The following is a 25,410-nucleotide window of genomic DNA, read 5'->3' as shown; positions in this document are numbered from 1 at the left end:
TTGCCGGAGCTGGCGGAACAGGGCTTCATCGGCATCCTCGACCAGGTGTACGCCTCCGGCAAGTCCTTCGTGGGCAACGAGGTCGTGGTGCAGTTCCGCGGCGACGACGGCACGCTGCAGCGGCGCATCGTCGACTTCGTGTTCCAGCCGGTGCGCGACGAGCGCCAGCACACCACCGGCATCTTCATCCAGGCCACCGACGTCAGCCAGCGCGTCTCCGCGCAGGCGGCGCTGCGCGAGAGCGAGGCCAAGTTCCGCGCCATCACCAACTCGGTGGACCAGATGATCTGGTCGACGCTGCCGGACGGCTTCCACGACTACTACAACGACCGCTGGTACGAGTACACCGGCGTTCCCTACGGCTCCACCGACGGCGCGGCCTGGAACGGCGTGTTCCACCCGGACGACCAGAAGCGCGCCTGGACGGTGTGGCGCCACAGCCTGAACACCGGCGAGCCGTACCACATCGAGTACCGGCTGCGCCACCGCTCCGGCGAATACCGCTGGGTGCTGGGACGCGCGCAGGCGGTGCGCGACGAGCAGGGGCGCGTGGTGCGCTGGTTCGGCACCTGCACCGACATCCAGGACATCGTGGACGCGCGCGAGGTGCTGAGCCGCTCGCGCGGCGAGCTGGAGCGCCAGGTGGACCTGCGCACCGAGCAGCTGCAGCAGGCCGAGGAGCAGCTGCGCCAGGCCCACAAGATGGAGGCGATCGGCCAGCTCACGGGCGGCATCGCCCACGACTTCAACAACATGCTGCAGGGCATCGTCGGCGCCCTCGACGTGATCCGCAAGCTGGAGGCCACCGGGCGCACGGCCAGCATCCCGCGCTTCGTCGACATGGCGATGAGCTCGGCGCAGCGCGCCGCCGCCATGACGCACCGGCTGCTGGCGTTCGCGCGCCAGCAGCCGCTGGCGCCGCAGCGGGTGGAGCTGGTGCAGCTGCTGCAGTCGCTGCGCGAGCTGGTGCGGCGCACCACGGGGAGTCGATCACGCTGGCCATGGCCGTGGACCCGGACACCTGGCCCACCCGCTGCGACCCCAACCAGCTGGAAAGCGCCATCCTGAACCTGACCATCAACGCGCGCGACGCCATGCCCGCGGGCGGCCGGCTCACGCTGGCCACGGCCAACGTGCAGCTGCCCTCCACGCAGGTCGGCCCCGACGAGTTCCTCGCGCCGGGCGACTACGTCAAGGTGACGGTGGGCGACACCGGCACCGGGATGCCGCAGGACGTGATCGAGCGCGCCTTCGACCCCTTCTTCACCACCAAGCCGATCGGCCAGGGCACCGGGCTGGGCCTGTCGATGGTGTACGGCTTCGCGCGCCAGTCGGGCGGCTTCGCGACCATCGACAGCCGGATCGGCGAAGGCACGCGCGTGTCCCTGCTGCTGCCCCGCTTCGAGGGCGAGGACCTGCCGGGGCCCCTGGTGCAGCCGCTGGCGGAGGTGGTGGCGGGGCGCGGCGAAACCATCGTGGTGGTGGAGGACGACGACGTGGTGCGCACGCTCGCCACCGAAGCGCTGCGCGGCCTGGGGTATGACGTGCATGCCGCGGCCACCGGCGCGGAGGGCGTGCGACTGCTCAATGCGCTCGGCCCGGTGGACCTGCTGCTGTCGGACATCGGCCTGCCGGGTGGCATGAGCGGCAAGCAGCTGGCCGACGCCGCGCGCGCCTCGCGGCCGCAGCTGAAGGTGATCCTGATCACCGGCTATGCGCAGGAAGCCATAGCCGGCGGCCTGCTGGCGCAGCGCATCGAGCTGCTGCGCAAGCCGGTGCTGATCGACGTGCTGCTGCGCAAGGTGCAGGACGTGCTGAAGTCGGCCTGACATCGGCCCGCGAAGCGAGCCTCATTACAATTCCGGCCATGGCGCCCGGTCCCGACAAGGAACTCGAACGGCTGCATGCCGACTGGCATGCGCTGCACTCGCGGCTGCGCGTGCACGAGCAGCTGCTTTCGGACGCCCTGGCCATCTATGCCAAGGGCGAGGGTCCGCGGCCCGACTCGATCATCACCGAGGTGGAGGAGATGCGCGCCGAATGCGCGCTGCGCTTCAGGCGGATGATGGCGGCGGTCAAGGATTGAGCGCCAGCGCGTGGTACACGCGCAGCGCCGCCCAGGCGTCGTTGGCCGCATAGAGCACCTGCGACTCCGACAGGCTGCGCTGCGACCAGTTCGAGGTCGCGGCCCGCTTGGACTTCAGGTAGCGCCGCCCGAACAGCACGGCCACCGCCGCCTTCACCCCCATCTGCCGCCGGTAGCCGCGCTCGCGGAACAGCGTGTCCAGGTCCAGCACGTCCTGCGGCTCCACGCCCAGCTTGTGCGTGATGCGCCGCTTGTCGTCGTGCAGCCCGAAGCCGGCCTTCACGATCCCGCGGCGCGCCAGCAGCTCGCCGGCCACGGCGCGGCAGCCGCCCTCGTGCAGCTGGAAGACGTACGCGTGCTCCAGGGTGGCGAGCTGCACGACGTGCGGCCCCTCGGAGGCCCTGGCCGGCCTCGAAGGTTGGGCGCGACTCCGTGTCGAAGCCCCACACCGGTGCCTGCACCAGGGCGTGGGCGGCGTCCTCCGCCGCGGCCTGCGTGCTGACGATCCGGATGCGGTCCAGCCCGAGGCGCTCGAAGGGCTCCAGCAGGGCGATCTCCTCGGGGGCGGGCAGGGGCAGGGGCATGGGCGACGAGGATATGCGGGGCGGACTAAGGGTTTGCACCTAGGAATACGGATGACCTGTTTGAATGGCGCGACTGCTTCCGAAATTCCCTAACGGCTGGGGATACGATCACCACAGAATGCCGCCAATGTTCCTTCCTGTTGCATCACGGAAGGGCGGCGTTCCTGGGGACGCTCACGGATGAAAGCAGAAAAAGCGTTGGGCAGGTCGCGGGGCTTCACGCTCATCGAGCTCGTGATCGCCATGGCGGTGATCGCCCTGTTGGCGGCGGTCGCCTACCCGTCCTATACCGCCTATGTCCGCCGGGGCAAGATCGCGGTCGCGCTGGGCGAGCTCGGCACGGCGCGGGTCAAGCTCGAGCAGTACTACGCGGACAACCGGAACTACGGCTCCACGGCGACCACCTGTCCCGTGCCCATGCCCAGTGCCGACGGCTTCAGCTTTTCCTGCAGCTGGGGCAGCACGTCCAATTCCCAATCCTTCGTCATCACGGCCGGCGGCGTGAACAGCATGGCCGGCTACGCGTACTCGGTGAACCACCGCGACGAGCAGCGCACGGTGCAGTTCGACGGGGCGGCCGTCGACGCGGCCTGCTGGCTGAAGAAGCAGGGGGACGCATGCTGAGGCAGCGCGGCTTCACCCTGGTCGAACTGATGATCGCCCTCACGGTGTTCGCCGTCATGGCGACGCTGGTCGCGCCGGGCGCCGCGGAGATGATCGCCAGGCGCAAGGTCCAGGAAGCCGCGCAGAGCATCATGGACGGACTGGCCCAGGCCCGCACGGAGGCCCTGCGGCGCAATGCGTCCGTGCGCTTCTCCCTGCGGGCCGACGGCATCGGCTGGAACGTGACGCAGGTGGGTTCGGGCGACACGCTGCGTGCGTACAGCAACGCCGACTGGGGCAGCCTGCAGCTCGCTTCGGCGGGTTCCGCCGTTTCGGCCACCTTCCTGCCCACGGGCGTGCTGGCCACGGGAACCCAGCTGTCGCAGCTGACCGTCTCCAGCCACGCCGCGCAATCCGCCAGCCGCCGCGTCAACGTGTACGGCGGCGGGATGATGCGCATGTGCGACCCGGCCATCGCCGTGGCGGACGACCCGAGGAGGTGCTGATGGGCCCAGCCAACCGCCGCCGCCGCGCCGACCAGGGTTTCACGCTGGTCGAGGTGCTGGTGGCCATCGTCGTCTTCGCGCTCGGCGTGCTGGGGCTGGTGCGGCTGCAGGCGACCGCCGTGCGCATGTCCACCGACGCGCGCCAGCGCGCCGAGGCGACCTTCCTGGCCGACCAGCTGCTCGCCCGGATGCTGATCTCCGACCCGACGACGGCGGCCAGCTTCGCCCACAAGCCTTCGGGCAGCGGCTGCGCGCCCACCGGCGCGGCCTCCGCCAATGCGCAGGTCACCGAGTGGCTGTCGCAGGTGGTTGCCGCCTTCCCCAGCGTGAGCGCCGACGACCAGCAGGTCATCGTCAACGGCACCGACGTCACCGTGCGCCTGTGCTGGAAGAACGGGGAGGCCGGCGAGCCGCACACCTTCGAAGTCAGCAACCGGGTGCAATGGCCATGACGACGCGCAAGCTCCACCAGGCCGGCTTCTCGCTGGTCGAGTTGATGGTCGCCTGCGCCGTGGGCCTGATCGTGGCCCTGGGCGTGCTGTCGGTGGTCGTCAGTTCCGGGCGCCAGTACGCGATCCTCAGCGCCAACGTCTCGGCGCAGAGCAATGCGCAGATCGGCGTGTCGCTGATGGACCTGTCGGGCCGCAACGCGGGCGCCGGCTTCTACAGCGCCGGCCAGCCGATCTGCCCGACCTGGAATGCCTTCAACGGCACCGCGATGGTGGCGGACAACGCGCCCTGGATGCCGGCACGCATCGTCGACGGCGGCGGCAACGGCGTGTCGGACACGCTGGTGTTCACCGGCGGGGCGGGCAACCGGCCGCTGGGCGCGGCGCCGGTGCTGGCCGACGCGGTCAGCGCGGCGTCCATCAACGTGAGCAACTCCAGCGCACTGGCGAGCGGCGACTACGCCGTGATCGGCGCGCCCGGATCGGGCCTGCCCTGCACCCTGTTCCAGATCACGCAGGCGCCCACGGTGGTGGCGTCCTGCGGCGGCAACGCGAATGAGTGCCAGCTGCTGGTGCGCGCGCCCAACACCGGCCTGAATCCGGCGCCCGGCGGCGCCGGCAGTTTCACGACCCGGCCCACTTTCGGCTTCGAGACCGCCGGCACCGCCACCGGCCCGGCGGTCGTCAGCCGCGTCGGCTCGGTGGCCGATGGCTTCCGGCAGGACGCCTTCGCGGTGCAATGCCAGTCGCTGGTGCGTTTCAACGCCTTCACGACCGCCGCCTTGCCGGCCTGCACGCAGAGCCCGCTGGCCTTCGGTGCCGGCGTCGATGCGCTGGCCACCGACGTCGTGCTGATGCACGCGCAGTACGGCGTGAGCAACGCGGCCTCCAGCGACGTGGTGGCGCAGTGGGTGGATGCCAGCGGCGCCACCTGGGGCGGCACGCCGGCCGTGGCCGACATCGCCCGCATCAAGGCCGTGCGCATCGTGGTGGTCTCGCGCTCGCGCGAGTCCGAGGCGAGCGACATCACGGCGCCGTGCACCAACGGGGCGGGCGTCGCCAACACCGGTCCCTGCTCGTTCGAGGATGCGGCCGCCCCGTGATCGACCTGGGCGCCGTGGCCCTGCCGGCGGGCCGGACCTGGCGCAACTTCCGCTACCGCGTGCACGCGGCGGTGATCCCGCTGCGCACCGTCATCTGGAGCGATTCATGAGGCGCGGCCCCGGACCCCGCCGCCAGGAAGGCATGGTGCTGCTGGCCGTGCTGGTGGTGCTGGTGATGACGCTGCTGGCCGGCATGAGCATGCTGAGCGCGGTGCAGACCGGCAATGCGCAGGCCGGCAATTTCTCCTTCCGCCAGTCCGCCCTGCAGGCCTCCGACCGCGCTGTCGGCGACGCCATGAACGAGGTGGCCAACCGCATCGCCGGCGGCCAGGGCAACACCGCGGTGGCCAACCGCTACCTGGCCACGATCGACACCACCGTGGACTCGCACGGCGTGCCGACCTCGGTGGACTGGAACGCCGTGCCCTGCGTGGACGACAAGGGTGTGCTGGTCAACGACTGCGCGGCGGACAACGGCAACTTCCGCGTGCAGTACGTGATCGAGCGGCGCTGTTCCGCCAACCCGGTGTTCACCGACATGGCCGACATCCGCGCCCGCTGCGAATACGAACCGCTGGCCACCGCCGTGTCGGCCTCCACCGTCGCGCTGCGCTACCGCGTGCTGATCCGCGTGCGGGGCCCGCGCGGCACCGAATCCTGGTTCGAGGCCATGTTCAGCGGCCCGGCCACGACCTGACAAGAGAAGGGCGCAGGGAGTCCCCATGATCCAACACCTTGGCAAGCGGCTGGGCCGCTGCGGCCTGGCCGCCGGTCTGCTGCTCGCGGCGCTGGCCGCCGGCGCGCAGAAGATCGACGACGTTCCGCCGGCGGTGCAGAACAGCGTCGCCCCGAACTTCATGTTCATGGTGGACACCTCCGGCTCGATGAACAACATCGTGCCTGCGGCGCCCTATTCGCCCACGGCCACCTACCAGAACAACTGCGCCGGCTCCAACATCACCGTGGTGGCCACCACCGCCGCCGTGGAATTGCGCGTGCAGGGCGGCGCCCCGCGCGTGCGCGCCGGGGGCACCACCCTCGTGCACGTGAGCCTGCGTCCGAACTCGAGCACCAGTGCGTTCTGCTTCAACAACACGGCCACCTACAGCGCCAAGCTGCTGGCCAACGGCGGGACCTCCACCGACCGCGTGCCCGACAACAACTACCTCGACGCCGAGTACAGCGGGCATTTCCTGAACTGGTACTTCGGCAGTTTCGACAGCCCGGCCACCGGCTGGACCGACCGCAAGCGCCTGAACGCCGGCCTGGTCGAAACGCGCATGGAGATCGCCAAGCGCTCGGCCAAGGCCGCCATCGACACCTTGCCGGTGCCCACCACCGGACGCACGGCGGTGCGCGTCGGCCTGACCTCCTACGCCTCCAACCCCACCGGCGGCGCCCTGCGCGTCGCGATGGGCAATCTCGACGCCAGCACCCGCAGCACCATCAAGAGCAGCATCGACGCGCTCACGCCGGGCGGCGTGACGCCGCTGGCGAGCACGCTGGCCGACATCGGCCGCTACATGGCCAGCGGCTACACCGGCAACGTGTCCACCGCGCGCGCGAACAACGTGCCGATCGACGACCTGCTGTACATGCGCGGCGCGGACACGCCCGCGGGCGGGCGCAACGCCTGCCTGGCGGGCGCGCCCAACTGCCGCACGACCGCGACCAAGCCGATCCAGTACTGGTGCCAGCGCACCTCGATCTTCGCCCTGACCGACGGCCGCCCGCAGAACGACCGGGTCTTCGAAGGGCAGGGGACCAACCCCGCGAGCACGCGCAACAACCACGTGTTCGACTACGACGGCGACTGCTCCGGCGTGAACGCGGCGACCTGCCAGCCGGTCTCGGGCCAGCCGAACCCGTCCAACCTGCCGGGCCTGGACCGCAAGAACAACCGCAGCTACGAAAGCAACGGCAGCGACTTCATGGACGACGTCGCCAAAGCTGCTGTTCGACACCGACCTGCGGCCCGACCTGCAGCCCACCCGCGGCACCAAGACCAGCAAGAACAACATCAGCACCTACATGATCGGCTTTGCCGACACCACGGTGCAGAACGACCCGCTGCTGATCAACACGGCGCGCCAGGGCGGCGGCAAGTTCATCGCCGCCACCGACGGCGTCGCGCTGGACGAGGCCTTCCGCGACGTGATCACCGACGCCCTGGGCAAGGACGCGGCCGCCGCGGCCGTGGCCGTGACCAACACGCAGATCACCTCCGGCACCGTCGGCTATGCCTCCAGCTACAACTCCGGCAGCTGGTGGGGCGAACTGGAAGCCTATGCGCTCGACCCGGCCACCGGCCTGCAGAACGGGCCGGTGCAATGGTCGGCGCGCGACAAGCTCAACCTGCTGGCCCCGGCCAGCCGCAAGATCGCCTCCTTCGACGGCAGCAACGGGGTGCCCTTCACGACGGCGAACTTCCCCGGCATCGACGCCAACCTGCTCGCCTACACCCGCGGCGACCGCAGCCGCGAGGGCAGCACCTTCGCCGTGCGGGCGCACGTGCTGGGCGACATCATCAACGCCGAACCGGTGGTGGTGAACTACACCGCGGTCGACCCGGTGGTGTTCCAGGCGGCCAACGACGGCATGCTGCACGCCTTCGACGGGCGGGTGGTGTCCAGCGCGACCACGCGGGGACAGGAGCTCTGGGCCTACCTGCCGCGCCTGGTGCACGGCAGCCTGGCCAGCCGCGCCGATCCCTTCACGACGCACCAGTACCTGATGGACGCCACGCCGGCGACCGCGCAGATCACCGGCTTCGCCGGCCTCGGCCGCATCCTCGTGGGCGGACTGGGCAAGGGCGGCTCGGGCTACTACGCGCTGAACATCACCAGCGGCACGGCCGCCAGCGAGAACGTGGCGGCCAACAAGGTGCTGTGGGAGTCGCGCCTGGCGAACATGGGTTACTCCTTCGGCACGCCGCTGGTCGTGAAGACGGCGGACGGCTGGCGCGTCGTGGTCGCCTCGGGCTACCGCAACGACGGCGGCGCGGACGGCCTGGGCGGCGACGGCCGCGGCCACGTCTGGGTGCTCAACCCGAGCACCGGCGCGGTGGAAAAGGAATTCACCACGCCCAACGGATTCGGCAGCGCGAGCGATGGCCTGGGCCTGGCGCACCTGGCCACCGCTTCCAACGTCAGCCCGACGGCCATGGTGCGCTACGTCTGGGGGCCGACCTGCTGGGCAACGTCTGGCGCTTCGACCTCGACGCCTCCACCGGCAGCGACCCCGTGCGCGTGGCGGCACTGAAGGATGCCTCGGGCAACCGGCAGCCGGCTTCCGCCCCGCCGGTGGTGAACGCTGTCGCCGGCAGTGCGACCAGGTTCTTCATCTACCTGGGCACGGGCCAGTATTTCTCCGTGGACGACGTGCCCGGCACGTCCACGCCCAACAACTTCGCCACCCAGACGCAGACGATCTACGGCATCGTCGACGACACCTCGGTGAGCTCGCCATCGCTGCCGGACATCCGCAACACCAGCGGTAGCTGCCCGGCCAACGGGGGCAACGGCGACTTCGCCTGCCAGGTGGCCACCTCCACCACGGGCGGCGGCTTCAGGGTGAGCCACAACACGGTGGACCTCACCAGCAAGCGCGGCTTCTACCTGGACATCCCGATTTCGGGCGGCCGGGTGAACACCCAGGTGGCGGTCACGGCGGGCGGCACGCTGGTGGTCGTGGTGAACAAGCCCACCAACGAGACCTGCAACCCCGGCGGCTCCAGCTTCTTCTTCCAGCTGTCGGCGGTCACCGGCGGCGCGATCCCCAAGACCATCGGCGGCACCGAGTTCTACGACTCGGTGTTCGTGGTCGCGGACGCGCTGTCCAGCCGGCCGGTGATCGTCACGACCGCGGGGCGCCCGCGCGGCCTGCTGCGCCTGTCCGACAAGACGACGCAGAGCCGCGAGATCGACGAGACCGCCATCAGCACCTTCCGCCGCATCTACATGCGCCCGCTGAACTGAAGGGCTGGGTCGCGCGAGCGACTCTGCCGCGCAGGCTCCTAGGGCACACCAGCATTCACGGCGCGCGCCGGTGCCACCAGAATGGTTGCATGCCAACCGGCTTGCTGCCCTTCCAGGAGAAATCGATGCACCGTTCGCGCCTTCGCGCCCTCGCGGCCCTCGCGGCCTTCACCTTTGCCGCCGGCTTGCCGGCCAGCGCCGTCCACGCCCAGGCGGCCTGGCCGACCAAGCCGGTGCGCATCGTCGTCACCTTCCCGCCCGGCGGGGCGCCCGACACGCTGGCCCGCGTGCTGGCGGAGAAGTGGGCGTCGCTGGGCCAGCCGGTCACGGTGGACAACAAGCCGGGCGCCGGCGGCAACATCGGCGCCGACCTGGTGGCCAAGGCAGCGGGCGACGGCCACACCCTGGTGGTCGGCACGGTCGGCACGCACGCGATCAACGCCGCGCTGTACGGCGAGCGCATGCCCTACAACCACCTGCGCGACTTCACGCCGATCGCCTTCCTGGCGTCCACGCCCAACCTGCTGGTCGTGAACAAGACCGTGCCCGCCAGCAACGTGCGCGAACTGATCGAGCTGGCGAAGAAGCAGCCGCTGTCCTTCGGCTCCGCGGGCAGCGGGACTTCGATCCACCTGTCCGGCGAACTGTTCAACACGCTGGCCGGCGTGAAGATGCAGCACATCCCCTACAAGGGCCGTGCCCAGGCGATCCCCGACCTGCTCGGCGGCCGCGTGCAGCTGATGTTCGACAACATGCCGTCCTCGCTGCCGCTGGTGAAGTCGGGCGAGCTCAAGGCCCTGGCGGTGACCAGCGCGCAGCGTTCGCCGGCCGCGCCCGACATCCCCACCATCGCCGAATCGGGCATCCCCGGCTTCGAGGCGACCTCCTGGTTCGGCCTGTACGGCTCGCCCGGCATCCCGCGCGAGGTGCAGATGCGCATCAACGCCGAGACGCTCAAGGTCATGGCCATGCCGGACGTCAAGGCCAAGCTCGCGGCCCTGGGCCTGGACATCAATGCCGGCACGCCCGAGGCGCTCAACACCTTCATGCAGGCCGAGACCGTGAAGTGGGCCAAGGTCGTCAAGGAATCCGGCGCCAAGGCCGACTGAGGAAGGACGCACGATGCTCACCCTGCACGGCTCGCCGATCAGCAACTACCACAACAAGGTCAAGCTCGCGCTGCTGGAGAAGGGCGTGCCCTTCGAGGAAAGGCTGGTGAACTTCCGCGACAAGGACGAGGCGCTGCTGGCGTTCTCGCCCATGGGCAAGATCCCCTTCCTGACCGCGGAGCAGGGCTGCGTGGCCGAAAGCCAGGTGCTGCTGGAATACATCGAGGCCACGCATCCCCAGCCGCCGCTGCTGCCCAAGGACCCGTTCGCGGCCGCCAAGGTGCGCGAGCTGGTGACCTTCCTCGACTGGCACCTGGAGATGGCCGCGCGCCAGCTGTACGGCGTCGCCTTCTTCGGCGCCGCGCCGTTGTCCGAAAGCAATGCGGCGCGCATCCGCAAGGAAGTGGAGCAGAAGATCGCGGGCCTCAAGCGCATCCTCAAGCTCGCCCCTTATGCAGCCGGCGACACCTTCACCATGGCCGACTGCTCCGCCTTCGCCGACCTGCCGCTGGTGGGCATGGCGACCAAGGCCGTCTATGGCGAGGACCTGCTGCTGGCCGCCGGCATCGACTACAAGCCCTACGTCAAGTTCATCGGCGAACGTCCCGCGGCCCAGAAGGTGGTGGCCGACCGCAAGGCCGCGATGCAGGCCAGGCCATGAGCGCAAAGCCATCACGCAAGGTGGCGATCGTCACCGGTTCGGGCACCGGCGTCGGCGCGGCGACGGCGCTGCAGCTGGCCGGCCGCGGCTGGAACGTGGTGATCAACTATTCGCGCAGCGCCACCGAGGCGCAAGCGTCCGAGGCGGCTTGCCGCGCCGCGGGTGCCGACACGCTGCTGCTGCGCGCCGACGTGGCGCAGGACGCCGACTGCCGCGCGCTGGCCACCACCACCATGGAACGCTGGGGCCGCATCGACGCGCTGGTGAACAACGCCGGGGTGTCGGTGTTCGGCGCGGCCGCGGGCTGGGATGCGCTGGACCTCGAGGCCTTCCAGCGCATCTATTCCGTCAACACGGTCGGCAGCTTCCAGATGGCGCGCGCCTGCGTGCCGCACCTGAAGGCCAGCCGCGGCTGCATCGTCAACGTGTCCTCGATCGCCGGCGTGCTGGGCATCGGATCCTCGGTGCCCTACATCGCCTCCAAGGGGGCGCTCAATGCCATGACGCTGCACCTGGCGCGCACGCTGGCGCCGGAGATCCGCGTCAACGCCGTCTGCCCCGGCCTGATCACCAGCCGCTGGTTCGTCGACGGCGTGGGCCAGGAGGCCGCCGACAAGCTGGCCGCCAACTACGAACGCACCGCGCCGCTGGGACGTCCTTCGACGCCGGAAGACGTGGCCGATGCGATCACCTGGCTGGTGGAAGGCGCGCGCACCACCACCGGCGAGCTGCTGATGCTCGACAGCGGCATGCACATGGGCGCGCGGCCGGCGCGCTAAGCTGCGTCCCATGACTCCGGAACTGCTGCTTCGGCACATCGACGAGGCCACGCCCTGGCCCTCGGGCTGCGGGCTCGACGTCGCCCAGGCCTACGAACGCGCGCTGAGCGTGCGCCAGTTGCGCCTGCGCCGCGGCGAACAGCCGCGCGGCTACAAGATAGGCTTCACCAACCGCACGATCTGGGAACGCTATGGCGTCTACGCACCGATCTGGGGGACGGTGTGGAACACCACGCTGCACTTCTGTGAAGGCGAGGGCGAGATCTCGCTGGCCGGCACTTGCCAGCCGCGGATCGAGCCGGAATGCGTGTTCGGGCTGAAGGCCACGCCGCCGGCCCGCGCCACGCTAGCCCAGCTGCTGGCCTGCGTGGAATGGATCGCGCCCGGCTTCGAGATCGTGCAGTCGCACATGCCGGACTGGAAGTTCACGGCGGCCGACACGGTGGCCGACAGCGGCCTGCATGCGCGCCTGCTGGTGGGCCGCCGGATCCCGGTGGACGCACTCCCGCGCGACGCCGCCGCCTTCGACGCGCAGCTTGCCGCCGACCGCATCACGCTGTACCGCGGCGACCAGCGCATCGACGAGGGCGTGGGCAGCAACGTGCTCGACGGCCCGCTGCATGCGCTGGCGCACTTCCTGGCGGCCTTGCGCGATTGCCCGGGTGCCACCGACCTGCAGCCCGGCGACGTCGTGACCACGGGCACCTGGACCGACGCCTGGCCGGTGCAGCGCGGGGAGCAGTGGCGCGCCGAGTTCGGCGCGCCGCTGGCGCCCCTGTCCGTCCGTTTCGTGTAACGGTCCAGCTCGGCATTCGCGGCAAGCCGGACCGCGCCGACCCAGCGCGTCGCCGCACGACTACAAGGCCAGCACGGCCGCAACGCTACGGTCAGGCATCGCCCCGATGGAGCCTTGCCCATGCACAAACAATCGCCGATCCTGCGCGCCCTCGCGCTGGCCCTTCCCCTGAGCTTCCTGGCCGTGCCACCGCTGGTCCAGGCGCAGGCGGCCAAGAAGTCGCAGGCCGCAGCGCCGAAGAAGGCCGCCGCCGTGGTGCCGACGCCGTTCCCGCCCGACGCGGGACAACACGTCCAGCAGCTGAATGCCGACACGTCGACGCCGGAACTCAAGCAGGGCGACAAGGGGCCGGCGGTGATCCGCGCGCAGGTCCTGCTGGACCGCAACTGGTTCTCGGTGGGCGAGATCGACGGCAGCTTCGGCAGCAACATGAAGAAGGCGCTGGCCGCCTTCCAGTCCTCGCGCAGCCTGCCGGCCAGCGGCATCGTCGACGCCGCGACCTGGCAGGCGCTGGGCCAGCAGGCCCCGGCCTTCGCCAGCTACACGGTGACCGACAAGGACGTCAACGGCCCCTACGTGACCATCCCCAAGGACGACCCCGAGGCGCAGTCGCAACTGCCCGCGCTGGGCTACCAGACCATGGCCGAGGCGATCAGCGAGCGTTTCCACATGAGCCCCAAGCTGCTCGCCGCCCTGAACGGCGGGCGCACCATGCAGGCGGGGCAGGCGATCGTCGTCACCGACGTCGGCCGCGCCGCCGCGATGCCTGCCAAGGCTGCCTCGCTGCGCATCGACAAGTCCGAGCAGATGCTCTACATCCTGGGCGGCGACGGCAAGGTGATGGGCGCCTTCCCGGTGACCATCGGCGGCCAGGAATTCCCGCTGCCCGAAGGCACGCTGCAGATCTCCGCGCACGCGAAGAACCCCGACTTCAGCTACAACCCCGCGCTCCTGCGCAACCCGAAGAGCGACAAGAAGCTCAAGCTGCCGCCCGGCCCGAACAGCCCGGTGGGCGTGATGTGGCTGGCGCTGAACAAGGAACACCTGGGCATCCACGGCACCGCCGAGCCCTCGCAGATGTCGCGCGCCGAAAGCAGCGGCTGCGTGCGCCTGACCAACTGGGACGTGGTGCGGCTGTCGACGGTCGCCGACAAGGGCATCAGCGTGGAGGTGCAGTCATGAAACACTGGAAGCTGCCTCTCGCCGCCGCCCTGGCCGTGCTCGGCCTGCAGGCCTGCGACGTATCGGTGCGCGAGGAGCCGCGCACGACGGTCACCGCACCGACGTCCTCCCTGCCGGACAGCACGCCCATGAACGGCCAGCCGGCCGCGACGCCGCCGGCCGTGGCTGGCGCGGACTCCACCACGCCGCCGCCGGTCGCCGCCACGGAATCCACGACCACGCCGACCACGTCGGGCGACAACACGATGGCGTCGGCGTCGGCGCCGGCCCCGGCCGCCGATCCCGCACTCGCCGCGGCCAGTTCGCCCGACACGGCGGCCATGGGCGCCCAGCCGGGCCAGTCGCCGGCAGCCGTCCCGGTCCCGGACGGCATCGCCGCCCCCACCGAGCTCTCGCGCTTCCTGGAGGAGACCGAGCGCCGCGCCAACGCCCCCGCCAGGAGCAGCGAAGCCAAGCCGGAGCCGGCCAGGCGCAAGGACAAGGTGTCCGCGCTGCCGGCCGTGCGCAATCCGGGCGACCCGGAAGGCGCCCGCCTGCTCGCGCAGCGTTCGCTGGAAATTCCGGTGGCCGGCATCGCCCGCACCGCGCTCTCGGACAACTACGAGCAGAGCCGCGGTTCGCGCAGGCACGAGGCCATCGACATCATGGCGCCCATGGGCACGCCGGTGGTGGCGGTGGACGACGGCCGCATCGCCAAGCTGTTCACCAGCAAGGCCGGCGGCCTGACGATCTACCAGTTCGACCCCAAGGCGCAGCTGGCCTATTACTACGCGCACCTCCAGCGCTACGCGGACAACCTGCGCGAAGGCCAGGACGTGCGCCGCGGCGACCTGATCGGCTACGTCGGCGTGAGCGGCAATTCCGCCGCGAACGCGCCGCACCTGCACTTCGCGGTCTTCAAGCTGGGGACGCCGCCCAAGTGGTGGCAGGGCGAGGCGGTGAATCCATACCCGGCGCTGGCCGTCGCGGAACCCGCGGACCAGGTGGCGGTGCGCTGAGGCTCAGCGCGCGACCGGGAACGCGCGGGCCAGCACCACGTACAGAACGGCGCCCGCAGCCAGCAGGCCGCTGGCGATCCACAAGGAGGTCGCGAAGCCTTGCGCGGGCGTCGCGCTGCGCGCCACCAGCCACGCCGCCAGCGGCGGCCCGGCGCGATCTGCCCCAGTCCGTACATCGCCGTCAGCAGGCCCATGAAGCTGGTCGCCTGCTGCGCGCGGATCCTGCGGGCTTCCTGCATGGCGAAGAAGGTGATCGCGGTGAACGGCAACCCGAGCAGCAGGCTGCCGATGGCGAAGCCGGCCAGCGTCGGGCTCACCAGGCTGGCGGCGACGCCGGCGGCCTGGATCGCATAGCAGGCGGCCAGGCGCAGCCGCAGGTCCGCCGCCGCGCGCAGGCGCGAGGCGCCGATCGCGCCCAGCATCACCCCCGCTCCGAACAGCGGCCAGAACAGGTCCAGCCAGGCCGAGCCGGGCAGGGCCTGGCGCGCGATCACCGGAAGGAAGGTGGCGGTGATGATGTAGCCGATGCCGGCGATGCCATACGCGACCGTGAGCAGGCCCATCTCCGTCGCGCCGGCTCGCACTGGCAGCGCAGCCGTTGCCCCGTTGCCCGCGGCCACGCCCGGCGAAGCGATGCCCAGGCGGGCATCGAACACCCGCCACACCGAGGCCGTGAGCAAGGCCGCCAGCACGCCGAAGGTCAGCCAGCCCGCCGCGGCCGGCGCCTGCAGCCAGACCAGCCCGCTGGCCGCCAGGCCGCTGACCACGATGCCGGCCCCGGGGCCGACGTAGATCAGGGCGCCCATCGCCGGCACCTCGCGGCGGGCCAGCTGCTCCAGGCACCAGCCGGAGGTGTAGAGGAAGACCACCGCGCTGGCCACGCCGGCGGCGAAGCGCAGCAGGGTCCAGAACCCCGGCAGGTGCAGCGCCATGCCCAGGGTGAGCAGGACCGTCGCCACCAGGCCGCCGCGGACCATCTTCGGGCCGTTGACGGTGGCCGGCCAGCCGAAGCGGCGCCAGATCCAGGGCTGGAAGGTGCAGGCGAGCGCGCCCAGCAGGTAGCCGAGGTAGTTCGCGCTGGCCAGCAGGCTGGCGCCGGCCAGCGTGACCGAGCGCTCGGCCAGCATCACGGGCAGCAGCGGGGTGAAGGCGAAGCGGCGATGCCCCATGGCGACGGCGAGGGAGACGAGGCCGGCCAGGGCGAGGGCGACGGGGCGGAGGGCAGGGGAAGCGGCGTTCATGCGGCGCGCAAGTGTCGCACGCGGCTTTGGCTGACGCGGCCGTGGCGGCCCAGCCGCTAGGATGGCGGCCCATGAAGATCCTGCTTGCGCTGCGTCCCTGCAGCCCCGGCCTGGCCCGCCGCCTCGGCGCGGACGAAGGCCTCGCCAAGGCGCTGGGCGCCAAGCCGAATCCGGCCGTCGGCTTCCTGTTCCCCCGCTTCTTCGACGCGGGCGGCCCCGTCCTGCCCAAGCTGCTGGCCCTGGCGGAAGGCGAGCCGGTGAGCTTCCTGCGCGACCTGCAGTGCAGCCCCTCCGAACTGGAGGCCTGCAGCCACTTCGAGGCCGTGTGTCGCGCCACCATCGGCCAGACCCGGGCCGACTCCAAGGCCACCATGGCGGCGTACCACCAGGAGAGCCTGCATCCCACCTCCAGCCGCGCTGGGCGGTGCGGTTGCCGCAGCGCATCTACCTGAGCAAGCCGGTGGCGGGAGCGGCCATCATCCACGTGGACGAATGGACCGGCGAGTACGTGGTGGGCCCGCAGGCGGCGCAGGCCCTGCGCAGCAGCGGCCTGACCGGCTTCGAGCTGCGCCCGGTGCTGCACCACCGCGGCGGCGAATCCGGCGAGCTGGCCCAGCACCTGGTGGCGCGCGAGCTGCTGCCGGCGGCGCTGGAAGACGCCACCACCTTCGAGACCTTCGACGAGGGCCCCCGCCAGCCTTCCACGCCGCGCCGCTACGGTCTCCTGAGCTACGCCGCGGGTGCGCTGGAAGACAGCGCGGACCTGGCCCGCACGGCGGAGCCCTGGGGCGCCTGGCGCACGCCGGTGTGGATCGTGCGCCAGCGCGCGCGCGCCTGGTTCGACGCGCAGCAGGTGCGGGGATGGAAATTCCAGCCGGTGCTGCACGCGGGCACGCGCCTGCACGCGGAGCACACGCAGCGCTGGGACGACCTGCTCGGCACCCTCCAGGGGGCCGGGGCCGGCGTCACGGCCTAGGGCAGTTCCTTATCGCGCGACCAGCACCGGGATCGGCGACTCCGCGACCACCTTGCTGGCGACGCTTCCCAGCATCAGGCGGGCGACGCCGGTGCGGCCGTGCGAACCCACCACGATCAGGTCGGCTTCCACGTTCTTCGCGGATTGCACGATGCCGGAAGCGGCTCCCACTTCCTCCGCGAGGCGGGGCTGGAAGGGCACGGCCGGAGCCTGGTCGCACAGGACCATGACCTTGTGGTGCGCGTCGGCCGCATGCTGCAGGGCGGCGGACATGTAGGCCTGGAAGCCCAGGGGGTTGGCTTCGCCGATGCCCAGGTAGGGATAGGGATCGACGACGTACAGGGCGGTCAGCTTGGCCTTGTGGACGCGGGCGAGGTCCACGGCGAGCTGCGCGGCGTGCTCGGAGGCGGGAGAGCCGTCGGTGGCGAGGAGGATGTGCTGGAACATGGTGGAACTCTCCAGTGGTTGCATGCCCGCCATCGTGCAATCGACGCTGCGCGCACCGGTTGACGTGGGTCAATTGCCCCGCCGGCCGTGGGGGCAAGATTGCGAGATCAGAGTGTGGAGCACCCATGCCCATCGAATTCACCGACGTATCCCCGAGGGAAGCCGAACTGCCGCTGACGAACTTCACGCGCGCCCACCTGGGCATCGTGTCGCAGCTGGAGGTCTCCGCTCGCCTGCCGGAGCTGGTGGAGGCGGCCAACCGCGCGCGCCAGACGGCCGCCGACACGCTGGACCTGTTTCGCAACACCCTGCTGCCGCACCACGCCGAGGAGGAAGCCGAACTCTTCCCCGCCGTGCTGCTGGCCTGCAACGCGGCGGAGAAGGAGCGCGTGCGCCCGATCATCGAGCGCCTGACCAGCGAGCACCGCACGGTCGAAGCGCTGTGGAAGCAGATCGAGCCCTCGATCCGCGCCGCCGCCAGGGGCAGCTCGCCCGAGGTGGACGCCGAGATGATGGAAGAGATCGTGCGCAAGGTCCTGCGCCACGCGCGCTACGAGGAAGTGGTGTTCCTGCCGCTGGCCGAACGCATCCTCTCGCGCAACGGCGACCACATGGCCGCCCTGGGCCTGGCGCTGCACCTGCGCCACGCACCGCTGGTGGTGGGCTACATCTGAAGTGCGCCGGCGCGCCGCGCCGCGCCGGGCCGCGATAATCCGCGGCCATGGCCTTCCCCCTCGAAGCCTCCTCCATCACCCACGGCATCCAGCTGGCCGTGGCGCCCGTGTTCCTGCTCACGGCGGTGTCCGGCATGATCGCCGCGGTGGCCGGCCGGCTGGCGCGCATCATCGACCGCGCCCGGCTGGTGGAGGACCGCGCGCGCGGCTCCACCGACGCCGCCTGGCTGGCCCGCTCGCAGCGCGAGCTGCAGCAGCTGCGCGTGCGCGGCATGCTCGCCAACGGCTGCATCGCGCTGCTTACCAGCTGCGGCTTCCTGATCGGCGTGACCATCATCGTGCTGTTCCTGGGCGAGGCCGGCGGCATCCAGATCAGCCGGTGGGCCGTCGGCAGCTTCCTGCTCGGGGTGGTGTGCTTCCTCGCGGCGCTCCTGTGCTTCCTCGCCGAAACCGTGCTGGCCACGCGCCTGCTCGATTTCCGGGTTCATCCGCCCGGGGAGGTCCGCCCGCTTGAAGCGCGCAGCGCGCGGGTTTAGCATGTCCCCGCCGCCCGCGCGGTCATGGAGGTGCATATGCCGCAGCTGATTGCGAGTGTCAAAGGCGTCGAGGTCAAGCACGTGTACCTGCACAAGGACCGCACGACGCTGGGGCGCAAGCCGGGCAACGACATCGTGCTGGACACCATGGTGGTCAGCGGCCAGCACTGCGCGTTCGACCTCGTGGGCGTCGCCGACGTCTTCCTGGTGGACCTGGGCAGCACCAACGGCACCTACGTGAACGACCGCATGGTCAAGGATCGCACCCGCCTGAACGACGGCGACGTGATCGCGATCGGCCCCTACCGCATCAAGTACCTGCAGGCGAGCGAGGAGCCCAGCACCTTCGGCGGCACCATGTCCTTCATGCCCGATGCGCCGCAGCTGCACGGCGTGTTCACCATCGAATCCGGCACGTCCAGCGGCCTGGAAGTACCGGTGGTCAAGGCGGTCACCACCTTCGGCAAGCCCGGGGTGTCGGTGGTGTCGGTGGCGCAGCGCCGCGGCGGCTACTTCGTCACGCACCTGGGGGCAGCACGCCGCCCGTCCTGAACGGGCTGACGATGGGCAACGACCCGGTGATGTTGTCGGATCAGGACGTCCTGGACCTCGCGGGGACCCGCATGCGGTTCCAGCTGAGGGAATGAGGGCACAATGAACCCATGGGCCTGATCGACCGGATTTTCGGCAGCGGCAAGGAGCGCGAGGGGGCGGGTTCGTCCGCCACCACGCAGTACCGCGAGAGCGAGCCCGACTCCGACCAGCCCGGCTCGCGCGACAGCACGCGCAGGGAGCTGGTGCAGGTGGTGCTGCGCGACACGAAGCGCAAGCACGGCATCCCCTCCGACTGGATCGAGTGCCGCCTGCTCTCCACCGTCAGCAGCACGGGCCGCCACGGCCTGCACGTCAACTTCGTGGTCAAGCAGGCGCACGATCGCCTGCTGGCCTACGTGTTCGCCTTCCAGGAGAGCTTCGAACGCGAACTCGCGCGCTTCGAGCCGCGCGCGCGCGACTGGTTGCTCAGCCTCGGCTGGGAGTTCCAGGGCTTCAACGCGGCGGAGATGCCCGACCCGAAGATGTGGGCGCAAAGCGGACCGGCGCCGCTGGTGCAGGCGGACTGGCGCCCGCACAACAGCGGCTTCGGCGAACTGTCCGCCCAGGAGCCGCCGAAGGGCGACGAGGACGTGCAGCACGACCTGAAGGCACTGTTCGCGATCCGCGATGCCGCGATCGCGCAGACCGGGCCGAGGAAAGGCCGCGAGCCGGAAGGCCAGAAGGATTTCCAGCCACGCAGCCCTTCGACGACGACGACGACGTGAAGAAGTAGCGCCTGCGGCAACGCGGCGTTGTGGCCTCGTCGCCGCAAGGCATGTGTCAAGGCGCAACAGCCGAGGCGCAAACGCTACGGCACCCCCGTTCCAGGCGACCGCGTTACGCCCGGACACTTCCGGCCGGAACTTCCCATGGAGCATGCGCCTGCGTGTTCAACCAAAGGAAGTCCAAATGGAGAAGTCGATTGGGAACGCCGCGCGCTGGCTCGCGCGGCTGGGAAGCATTGCGGCCCTGCTGGGCCTCGCGGCCTGCGGCGGCGGCGGTGGGGGCGGCTCGCCGGCCACCGGCACCGTGCGCATGTCGATGATCGACGCGCAGTGCGGCTACCGGAACGTCTTCGTCAACGTGCGCGAGGTGCGCATCCAGCGCAGCCCCACCGCGGGCGACAACGACGGCGGCTGGATCACCATCCCGGTGCCGGGCGGCCCGAAGCGGGTGGACCTGCTGACGCTCACCAACGGCACGCTGCTGGACCTGGGCGGCGCCACCGTGCAGGCCGGGACCTATGAGCAGCTGCGGCTGGTCCTGGAGGACACCGGCAACGAGGTGGTCCTCAACACCGGCGTCGCGCAGCCGCTGAAGACCCCCAGCGCGCAGCAAAGCGGCCTGAAGATCAAGGCGCCCTACACGGTGGCGCCGAACACCACCAGCGACTTCCTGCTGGACTTCGACGCCTGCAAGTCCATCGTGGTGGCGGGCAACTCCGGCCAGTGGATCCTGAAGCCGGTCGTGCGCCTGACGCCGAAGTTCACCGGCGCGATCGAGGGCTTCGTCGGCACCGGCACCCTGGGGACCAACACCTCCGTCTCCGCGCAGCTGCCCACGGGCGAGATCTACCGCACCGCCATCGTGGACGGCACCGGCAAGTTCGTGCTGCCCTACCTGGAAAGCGGGACGTACACGGTCGTGATCACCTCGGATGCGCGCCAGACCACGGTGGTCACCAGCGTTCCCGTCGGAACGACCACGACGACGCTGAACACCTCCGCGTCCGCGCTGCCGCTGGCCACTTCGGCGACCGCCACCGTGAACGGGACGGTATCGGGCGCGAGCGTGATCATCGTCGGCACGGGTAGCAACGCGATCAGCACCGTCGATGCCGACGTCACGGCGACGCAGACGCTGACCGGCGGCCCGACCATCACCGTGAAGACCGCGGAAGTGGTGACGACCAATGCAGCCACGGGGACCGGCACCTACTCCATGACGCTGCCCGTCACGGCGCCCGCGAAGGTCACGTATTCCACGACCCTTGGCACCTTGCTGACCGATGCAGCCGTCGCGGACAGGTACACGCTGACCGCCACCAGCCCGGGCGAGGCGCCGATCTCGACCCTGGTGCCCGTCGCCACCACGACGACCCCGGTGAACTTCACCTTCCCCTGAGCCTCGCGCTCCGGCCACGAAAGGGCCTGCCAGCCGGCAGGCCCTTTTTCATGGGCGCTCCAACCTCTTGCAATCGGGCCGGCCCATCCCCAGCTCGAAAGCATGAACACCACCGTTTCCAGGAACCTGGTCCTGCTGGCCCGCATGCTCGAGCGGCTGGACCGCAGCGCCGTTGCGGTGGACCCGCAGCAGTACCGCGGGGTGGTGGAGGCCTTGAGCGAAGTGCTGCGCACGGTCCCGGACGATGCGGCCCTGCATGCGGTGCTCGAGGCGTCTCCCGCCACCGCCGAGCTTTACGAGAACCTGCAGTACCAGCACGCCGGCCTGTGCCGTTCGCCGCTGGAACGCGCCCTGAACGCGGAGCTGGCCGCCCGTTCGGTGATCGACGCGGCGCGGGCGAAAGCGGCTCAGCCGAAGGACTGAAGGGTCTCGTAGCCCCGGCCGCCCGGGAGGGACTGCACCAGCGCGAAACCAGGACCCGCCCGCCAGGCGACGGGTTCCAGGGTTGCGGGTGGCCGCGCGCCCAAAGCCTTGCGCGCGAGCGTGACGTGCGGCCGGTAGCGCCTTTCCTCCACTGGAACACCCAGGCAGCGCAAACGCCCTGCGAGCACACCGTGCAAGGCCGCCAGCGGCGCCGGCACGACGGAAGCTTCCAGCACCGCGATCCCGCCCGGCCACACGACCGGCTGGTCCAGCACCAGTTCGCATCCGCTCCATTCGACCGCCAGCTCCCGGCGCAACGCGGGCAGCAGTGCGCTGGCGACCTCGCCCAGGAAATGCAGCGTGACATGCAGCCGCTCCGGCCGCGTGCGGCGGGCCTGTGCCGGCCAGGACCACGCCTGCGAACTTGCGACCAAGGCAGCGTGCGTTTCGGGCGGCGGCCAGAGGCCGATGAACAGGCGCAGGGTCGCGGGGTCGGGCTGCGTCATGCGCCATTCTGTCGCGAGCGCCCCGAAAGAGGGCGCCAGCCGCTACAGTGCTGCCCACAACAACGATGACATCTCCCGAGCTGCCGGCCGAGGTCCGCCGGTTCATCCTGACGAGCGTGCCTTCGGTCCCCTACCTGGAGGCCCTGCTGCTGCTGCGCGCCGAGCCTTCGCGGTCGTGGGATGCCGTCCAGCTGGCCCGTCGGCTGTACGTCCCGGAACGCAGCGGCACCGAGCTCGTGCAGCTGCTGCGCGACAGCGGCACCGCCGCCGCCGAGGGCGACGCCGTGCGCTATGCTCCCACGGCCGAGCTGGCGGAACTGCTCGACCGGGTGGCGCAGGCCTATGCCACCGACCTGCTGACTGTCACCGAGCTGATCCATTCCCGCATCGACCGGCGCGCGCAGCGCTTCGCCGATGCCTTCCGCTTCCGCAAGGAGTGACGCGCGAAACCATGGCCGCCGCGATCTATACCCTCTGCGCACTCACCTCCATCCTGTGCTTCGTGCTGCTGTGGCGCAGCTGGCGGCAGAGCGGGGCGCGCATCCTGTTCTGGAGCGCCCTGTGCTTCGCGGCGCTGAGCGTCAACAACGTGCTGCTGGTGCTGGACAACCTGGTGTTCGCCAACATCGACCTGGGCATGGCGCGGCTGGTCGCCGCGCTCATCGCCGTGCTGCTGCTCCTGTTCGGGCTGGTCTGGGAGGAGGACTGACATGGAGCTGATGCTCACCGGCGCGATCGCCACCGGCTGGCTGGTGGCCGGCCTGTTCTTCTTCCGCTTCTGGCGCCACACGCGCGACCGCTTCTTCCTGTGGTTCGCGCTGTCGTTCTGGCTGGAGTCCGCCAACCGCGTCGCGCTGGGCCTGTGGTCGGGCGCCAGCGAGCACAACCCCTTCCTGTACGGACTGCGGGTGGTGGCGTACGGACTGATCCTGCTGGCCGTGTGGCAGAAGAACCGGCCGCGCAAGTCTCCCTAGAGCTTGGGGATGCGCAGCGTCTTGCTGATCATGAGGCTGCCGGACAGCACGAACAGCAGGGACAGCGGGTGCAGTTCCCAGGGGCCGAGTTCCAGCACGCCGCCCCAGACGCGGTCGCCCAGGGCGCCCTGCGAAGCGGCCAGGGCGAGCAGGCCGGTCAGCACCACGCTGGTCGGGATCGGCGTGCCCTCGAAGTACTTCACCTTGCCCGACTCGTCGCCGGCCAGGCTCTCGGCCGTCACGTTGTAGCGGGCCAGCCGGCTGACGCCGCAGCACACGAAGTACGCCAGCGCCGCGGCGTCCCAGCCGCCCTGCAGGCCGGCCGCGAAGGCCAGCGCCGCCGGCGCCATGCCGAAGGAAATCACGTCGGACAGCGAGTCGAGTTCGCGGCCCAGCGCCGAGTGCTGGTGGCGCGCGCGCGCGATGCGGCCATCGAGCACGTCGAAGATGAAGGCGGCCGGCGCGAAGGCGGCCGCGATGTAGAAATGCGTGCGGTCGCCGGAGGCCATGAACATCATGGCCAGCAGGATGGCGCCGACGCCGCAGGCGGCGTTGCCGAGCGTGAAGAAGTCGGCCAGGTGGAATTCCCGGACCATCGAGAAGTGGCGGGGCGCGCTGCGTTCCATGCTGTTGTCCTTCGTTCTCACGGCACCTTAAGGTCCCGCTGGGCTCGCGGGCGTCGGCAGGGGGCAGGGTGGACTGTAGTCGCGCGCCGACGGTTCCCGGGGCGGAAGACGGACCGCGGGTCCTGCCGGGTTGCACCGGGGCCCGGCCATCGTATCCAATCGGGACCCATGCCCCCGCCCGCAGCGACGCCATCGAATCACCGTACGCCTGGGCGCGGCTGGCGATGTCTCTGCTGCTCATGACCATCGGCGGCTCGGGCATGTATTCCATCACCGTGGTGCTGCCGCGCATCCAGCAGGACTTCGGCATCGACCGTGGCGGTGCCTCGCTGCCCTACACGCTGACCATGATCGGCTTCGGCATCGGCGGCATTCTGATGGGGCGGCTGGCGGACCGCTTCGGCGTGATGCTGGTGGTGATGGTGGGCGCCGTGGGGCTGGGCGTGGGCTACATCGCGGCGAGTTTCGCGCCGGGGCTGGCGCTGTTCTGCCTGGCGCAGGGCCTGTTCATCGGCCTGCTCGGGACCTCGGCCACCTTCGCGCCGCTGGTGGCCGACACCACGCGCTGGTTCGACCGCCGGCGGGGCATCGCGCTGGCCATCTGCATGAGCGGCAATTACACCGCCGGCGCCTTCTGGCCGCCGGTGATGCAGTACTTCATCGACCAGGTGGGCTGGCGCCAGACCTACCTGGGCATGGGCCTCTTCTGCATCGCCAGCATGGTGCCGCTGGCGCTGATGCTGCGGCCCAGGCCACCGGTGGTGGAGATCGTGCCCGTGCCCGCGAGTGGCGGCGCGGCGGCGGCGCCCGCGACGGCTTCGAAGCGGCCGCTGGGCCTGCCGCCCAATGTGCTGCTCGCGCTGCTGTCGCTCGCCGGCGTGTCGTGCTGCGTCGCGATGTCGATGCCGCAGGTGCACATCGTCGCCTATTGCGGCGACCTCGGCTTCGGCGCGGCGCGCGGCGCGGAGATGCTGTCGCTGATGCTGGGCCTGGGCGTGGTGAGCCGGCTGGTGTCCGGCTGGATCTCCGACCGCATCGGCGGCCTGCGCACGCTGCTGCTCGGCTCGCTGCTGCAGGGCGTGGCGCTGCTCCTGTTCCTGCCTTCCGACGGCCTGGTGTCGCTGTACGTGGTGTCGGGCCTGTTCGGCCTGTTCCAGGGCGGCATCGTGCCGTCCTATGCGCTGATCGTGCGCGAGTACTTCCCGCCCGAGGAGGCCGGCGCCCGCGTGGGCACGGTGCTGATGGCCACGCTGCTCGGGATGGCGCTGGGCGGCTGGATGTCCGGTGCGGTGTTCGACCTCACCGGCTCCTACCGCGCCGCCTTCCTCAATGGCATCGCCTGGAACCTGCTGAACCTTTCGATCGTCGGCTTCCTCCTGTGGCGCGCGTCCGCGCTGGGGTTGATCACGGGCTGGCCGCGCGCGGGAGGGCGCGCCACGGCTTGATCTATAGTCGA

The 25,410-nt window shown here is 70.6% G+C and carries 35 protein-coding genes and 1 pseudogene; 28 read left to right on the top strand and 8 right to left on the bottom strand.

All coding sequences use genetic code 11. The features are described 5' to 3' along the window. The 3 genes from HK415_RS23885 to HK415_RS09485 are packed head-to-tail and all read left to right on the top strand — an operon-like array spanning position 1 to position 2,086. Positions 1-1,068 carry a PAS domain-containing sensor histidine kinase gene (locus HK415_RS23885; RefSeq protein ID WP_216369758.1) on the top strand — a complete coding sequence of 356 codons (1,068 nt, stop codon included), beginning with the start codon at positions 1-3 and terminating at the stop codon, positions 1,066-1,068. Next, positions 1,008-1,829 (top strand): ATP-binding protein, encoded by an 822-nt coding sequence (locus HK415_RS09490; RefSeq protein ID WP_171558450.1) that lies wholly within the window; start codon positions 1,008-1,010, stop codon positions 1,827-1,829. The genes HK415_RS23885 and HK415_RS09490 overlap by 61 nt, the downstream gene beginning before the upstream one ends. A 38-nt stretch (positions 1,830-1,867) precedes the next feature. Beyond that, the gene (locus HK415_RS09485; RefSeq protein ID WP_171558448.1) at positions 1,868-2,086 is read left to right on the top strand and encodes a hypothetical protein; all 219 of its coding nucleotides are present in this window, start codon (positions 1,868-1,870) and stop codon (positions 2,084-2,086) included. Here HK415_RS09485 and HK415_RS09480 read toward each other — a convergent pair. Then, entirely contained in the window at positions 2,076-2,465 is a 390-nt protein-coding gene (locus HK415_RS09480; RefSeq protein WP_309246640.1) for a 3'-5' exonuclease, read from the bottom strand. The genes HK415_RS09485 and HK415_RS09480 overlap by 11 nt on opposite strands. Before the next feature lie 403 nt (positions 2,466-2,868). Between HK415_RS09480 and HK415_RS09475 the strand changes: the two genes are divergently transcribed. The 5 genes from HK415_RS09475 (at position 2,869) to HK415_RS09455 (ending at position 6,028) form a co-directional block, all read left to right on the top strand. Continuing rightward, positions 2,869-3,294 (top strand): type IV pilin protein, encoded by a 426-nt coding sequence (locus tag HK415_RS09475; protein ID WP_290427340.1) that lies wholly within the window; start codon positions 2,869-2,871, stop codon positions 3,292-3,294. Beyond that, positions 3,288-3,779 (top strand): GspH/FimT family pseudopilin, encoded by a 492-nt coding sequence (locus tag HK415_RS09470; protein ID WP_171563287.1) that lies wholly within the window; start codon positions 3,288-3,290, stop codon positions 3,777-3,779. The genes HK415_RS09475 and HK415_RS09470 overlap by 7 nt, the downstream gene beginning before the upstream one ends. Further along, positions 3,779-4,231, top strand: a complete 453-nt coding sequence (gene pilV / locus HK415_RS09465; protein ID WP_171558443.1) for a type IV pilus modification protein PilV — start codon at positions 3,779-3,781, stop codon at positions 4,229-4,231. Before HK415_RS09470 ends, pilV begins: the two co-directional genes overlap by 1 nt. Then, positions 4,228-5,331: a PilW family protein gene (locus tag HK415_RS09460; RefSeq protein WP_171558442.1), complete on the top strand. Its 1,104-nt coding sequence runs from the start codon at positions 4,228-4,230 to the stop codon at positions 5,329-5,331. Before pilV ends, HK415_RS09460 begins: the two co-directional genes overlap by 4 nt. A 106-nt stretch (positions 5,332-5,437) precedes the next feature. Beyond that, positions 5,438-6,028: a hypothetical protein gene (locus HK415_RS09455; RefSeq protein WP_171558439.1), complete on the top strand. Its 591-nt coding sequence runs from the start codon at positions 5,438-5,440 to the stop codon at positions 6,026-6,028. 231 nt (positions 6,029-6,259) lie between these two features. On the opposite strand, the gene HK415_RS09450 is transcribed toward HK415_RS09455, so the two are convergent. The 3 genes from HK415_RS09450 to HK415_RS09440 all read right to left on the bottom strand — a co-directional run bounded on the left by HK415_RS09450 (position 6,260) and on the right by HK415_RS09440 (position 7,120). Further along, positions 6,260-6,424: a hypothetical protein gene (locus tag HK415_RS09450; RefSeq protein WP_171558436.1), complete on the bottom strand. Its 165-nt coding sequence runs from the start codon at positions 6,422-6,424 to the stop codon at positions 6,260-6,262. 279 nt (positions 6,425-6,703) lie between these two features. Further along, entirely contained in the window at positions 6,704-6,844 is a 141-nt protein-coding gene (locus HK415_RS09445; RefSeq protein WP_171558434.1) for a hypothetical protein, read from the bottom strand. A 21-nt stretch (positions 6,845-6,865) separates the two neighbouring features. Continuing rightward, positions 6,866-7,120 (bottom strand): hypothetical protein, encoded by a 255-nt coding sequence (locus HK415_RS09440; protein WP_171558432.1) that lies wholly within the window; start codon positions 7,118-7,120, stop codon positions 6,866-6,868. A gap of 242 nt (positions 7,121-7,362) precedes the next feature. Between HK415_RS09440 and HK415_RS09435 the strand changes: the two genes are divergently transcribed. The 8 genes from HK415_RS09435 (at position 7,363) to HK415_RS09400 (ending at position 14,833) form a co-directional block, all read left to right on the top strand. After that, positions 7,363-8,592 carry a pilus assembly protein gene (locus tag HK415_RS09435; protein ID WP_171558429.1) on the top strand — a complete coding sequence of 410 codons (1,230 nt, stop codon included), beginning with the start codon at positions 7,363-7,365 and terminating at the stop codon, positions 8,590-8,592. Next, positions 8,580-9,308 carry a pilus assembly protein gene (locus HK415_RS09430; RefSeq protein WP_171558427.1) on the top strand — a complete coding sequence of 243 codons (729 nt, stop codon included), beginning with the start codon at positions 8,580-8,582 and terminating at the stop codon, positions 9,306-9,308. Before HK415_RS09435 ends, HK415_RS09430 begins: the two co-directional genes overlap by 13 nt. 89 nt (positions 9,309-9,397) lie before the next feature. Further along, positions 9,398-10,417: a Bug family tripartite tricarboxylate transporter substrate binding protein gene (locus HK415_RS09425; protein ID WP_253261831.1), complete on the top strand. Its 1,020-nt coding sequence runs from the start codon at positions 9,398-9,400 to the stop codon at positions 10,415-10,417. A gap of 13 nt (positions 10,418-10,430) precedes the next feature. After that, positions 10,431-11,078 (top strand): glutathione S-transferase family protein, encoded by a 648-nt coding sequence (locus HK415_RS09420; protein ID WP_171558425.1) that lies wholly within the window; start codon positions 10,431-10,433, stop codon positions 11,076-11,078. After that, on the top strand, positions 11,075-11,857 hold the full coding sequence (locus tag HK415_RS09415; RefSeq protein ID WP_171558422.1) for an SDR family NAD(P)-dependent oxidoreductase: 783 nt from the start codon (positions 11,075-11,077) through the stop codon (positions 11,855-11,857). Before HK415_RS09420 ends, HK415_RS09415 begins: the two co-directional genes overlap by 4 nt. Positions 11,858-11,867: 10 nt before the next feature. Continuing rightward, positions 11,868-12,653: a 2-keto-4-pentenoate hydratase gene (locus tag HK415_RS09410; protein ID WP_171558420.1), complete on the top strand. Its 786-nt coding sequence runs from the start codon at positions 11,868-11,870 to the stop codon at positions 12,651-12,653. Between the two features lie 120 nt (positions 12,654-12,773). Continuing rightward, positions 12,774-13,835: a L,D-transpeptidase family protein gene (locus HK415_RS09405; RefSeq protein WP_171558418.1), complete on the top strand. Its 1,062-nt coding sequence runs from the start codon at positions 12,774-12,776 to the stop codon at positions 13,833-13,835. Then, positions 13,832-14,833: a M23 family metallopeptidase gene (locus tag HK415_RS09400; RefSeq protein WP_253261830.1), complete on the top strand. Its 1,002-nt coding sequence runs from the start codon at positions 13,832-13,834 to the stop codon at positions 14,831-14,833. The genes HK415_RS09405 and HK415_RS09400 overlap by 4 nt, the downstream gene beginning before the upstream one ends. Before the next feature lie 3 nt (positions 14,834-14,836). Here the strand turns inward: HK415_RS09400 and HK415_RS09395 are convergent. Then, positions 14,837-16,074 (bottom strand): annotated as a pseudogene (locus tag HK415_RS09395) (YbfB/YjiJ family MFS transporter). A 71-nt stretch (positions 16,075-16,145) separates the two neighbouring features. Here HK415_RS09395 and HK415_RS09390 point away from each other — a divergent pair. After that, complete coding sequence (locus HK415_RS09390; protein ID WP_171558415.1) at positions 16,146-16,526, top strand: hypothetical protein; 381 nt, start codon at positions 16,146-16,148, stop codon at positions 16,524-16,526. After that, positions 16,499-17,050 (top strand): hypothetical protein, encoded by a 552-nt coding sequence (locus HK415_RS09385; RefSeq protein WP_171558413.1) that lies wholly within the window; start codon positions 16,499-16,501, stop codon positions 17,048-17,050. Before HK415_RS09390 ends, HK415_RS09385 begins: the two co-directional genes overlap by 28 nt. 9 nt (positions 17,051-17,059) lie before the next feature. Here HK415_RS09385 and HK415_RS09380 read toward each other — a convergent pair whose 3' ends face one another. Further along, entirely contained in the window at positions 17,060-17,497 is a 438-nt protein-coding gene (locus HK415_RS09380; protein ID WP_171558410.1) for a universal stress protein, read from the bottom strand. Between the two features lie 125 nt (positions 17,498-17,622). On the opposite strand from HK415_RS09380, the gene HK415_RS09375 reads away from it, so the two are divergent. The 6 genes from HK415_RS09375 (at position 17,623) to HK415_RS09350 (ending at position 21,848) form a co-directional block, all read left to right on the top strand. Beyond that, a complete protein-coding gene (locus tag HK415_RS09375; protein WP_171558408.1) occupies positions 17,623-18,171 on the top strand; it encodes a hemerythrin domain-containing protein in 549 nt (182 codons plus the stop codon). Between the two features lie 47 nt (positions 18,172-18,218). Next, entirely contained in the window at positions 18,219-18,707 is a 489-nt protein-coding gene (locus HK415_RS09370; RefSeq protein ID WP_171558405.1) for a DUF2721 domain-containing protein, read from the top strand. A 36-nt stretch (positions 18,708-18,743) separates the two neighbouring features. Continuing rightward, entirely contained in the window at positions 18,744-19,259 is a 516-nt protein-coding gene (locus HK415_RS09365; RefSeq protein ID WP_253261829.1) for an FHA domain-containing protein, read from the top strand. A gap of 110 nt (positions 19,260-19,369) precedes the next feature. After that, the gene (locus HK415_RS09360) at positions 19,370-20,026 is read left to right on the top strand and encodes a hypothetical protein (protein WP_171558403.1); all 657 of its coding nucleotides are present in this window, start codon (positions 19,370-19,372) and stop codon (positions 20,024-20,026) included. Between the two features lie 184 nt (positions 20,027-20,210). Further along, complete coding sequence (locus HK415_RS09355) at positions 20,211-21,425, top strand: DUF4382 domain-containing protein (protein WP_171558401.1); 1,215 nt, start codon at positions 20,211-20,213, stop codon at positions 21,423-21,425. 102 nt (positions 21,426-21,527) lie between these two features. Next, complete coding sequence (locus tag HK415_RS09350; protein ID WP_171558399.1) at positions 21,528-21,848, top strand: hypothetical protein; 321 nt, start codon at positions 21,528-21,530, stop codon at positions 21,846-21,848. Here the strand turns inward: HK415_RS09350 and thpR are convergent. Next, on the bottom strand, positions 21,833-22,354 hold the full coding sequence (gene thpR / locus HK415_RS09345; RefSeq protein ID WP_171558396.1) for an RNA 2',3'-cyclic phosphodiesterase: 522 nt from the start codon (positions 22,352-22,354) through the stop codon (positions 21,833-21,835). The genes HK415_RS09350 and thpR overlap by 16 nt on opposite strands. 65 nt (positions 22,355-22,419) lie before the next feature. On the opposite strand from thpR, the gene HK415_RS09340 reads away from it, so the two are divergent. From HK415_RS09340 to HK415_RS09330, 3 genes are read left to right on the top strand one after another with little or no spacing between them, the layout of a single operon-like run. Then, positions 22,420-22,794, top strand: a complete 375-nt coding sequence (locus HK415_RS09340) for a hypothetical protein (RefSeq protein WP_171558394.1) — start codon at positions 22,420-22,422, stop codon at positions 22,792-22,794. Next, the gene (locus HK415_RS09335; protein WP_309246639.1) at positions 22,791-23,063 is read left to right on the top strand and encodes a DUF5985 family protein; all 273 of its coding nucleotides are present in this window, start codon (positions 22,791-22,793) and stop codon (positions 23,061-23,063) included. The genes HK415_RS09340 and HK415_RS09335 overlap by 4 nt, the downstream gene beginning before the upstream one ends. A 1-nt stretch (position 23,064) precedes the next feature. After that, on the top strand, positions 23,065-23,328 hold the full coding sequence (locus HK415_RS09330; RefSeq protein WP_171558392.1) for a DUF5985 family protein: 264 nt from the start codon (positions 23,065-23,067) through the stop codon (positions 23,326-23,328). Here HK415_RS09330 and HK415_RS09325 read toward each other — a convergent pair. Beyond that, the gene (locus HK415_RS09325; RefSeq protein WP_171558387.1) at positions 23,325-23,954 is read right to left on the bottom strand and encodes a CDP-alcohol phosphatidyltransferase family protein; all 630 of its coding nucleotides are present in this window, start codon (positions 23,952-23,954) and stop codon (positions 23,325-23,327) included. The two genes, HK415_RS09330 and HK415_RS09325, sit on opposite strands and share 4 nt — an antisense overlap. 224 nt (positions 23,955-24,178) lie before the next feature. Here HK415_RS09325 and HK415_RS09320 point away from each other — a divergent pair, with 224 nt between their 5' ends. Continuing rightward, positions 24,179-25,399 carry an MFS transporter gene (locus HK415_RS09320; protein ID WP_171558385.1) on the top strand — a complete coding sequence of 407 codons (1,221 nt, stop codon included), beginning with the start codon at positions 24,179-24,181 and terminating at the stop codon, positions 25,397-25,399. The last annotated feature ends 11 nt before the right edge of the window (positions 25,400-25,410 follow it).

Source organism: Ramlibacter montanisoli (assembly GCF_013087525.1).
GTDB classification, from domain to species: domain Bacteria; phylum Pseudomonadota; class Gammaproteobacteria; order Burkholderiales; family Burkholderiaceae_C; genus Ramlibacter; species Ramlibacter montanisoli.
This window is presented reverse-complemented; position numbering and strand designations above follow the sequence as displayed.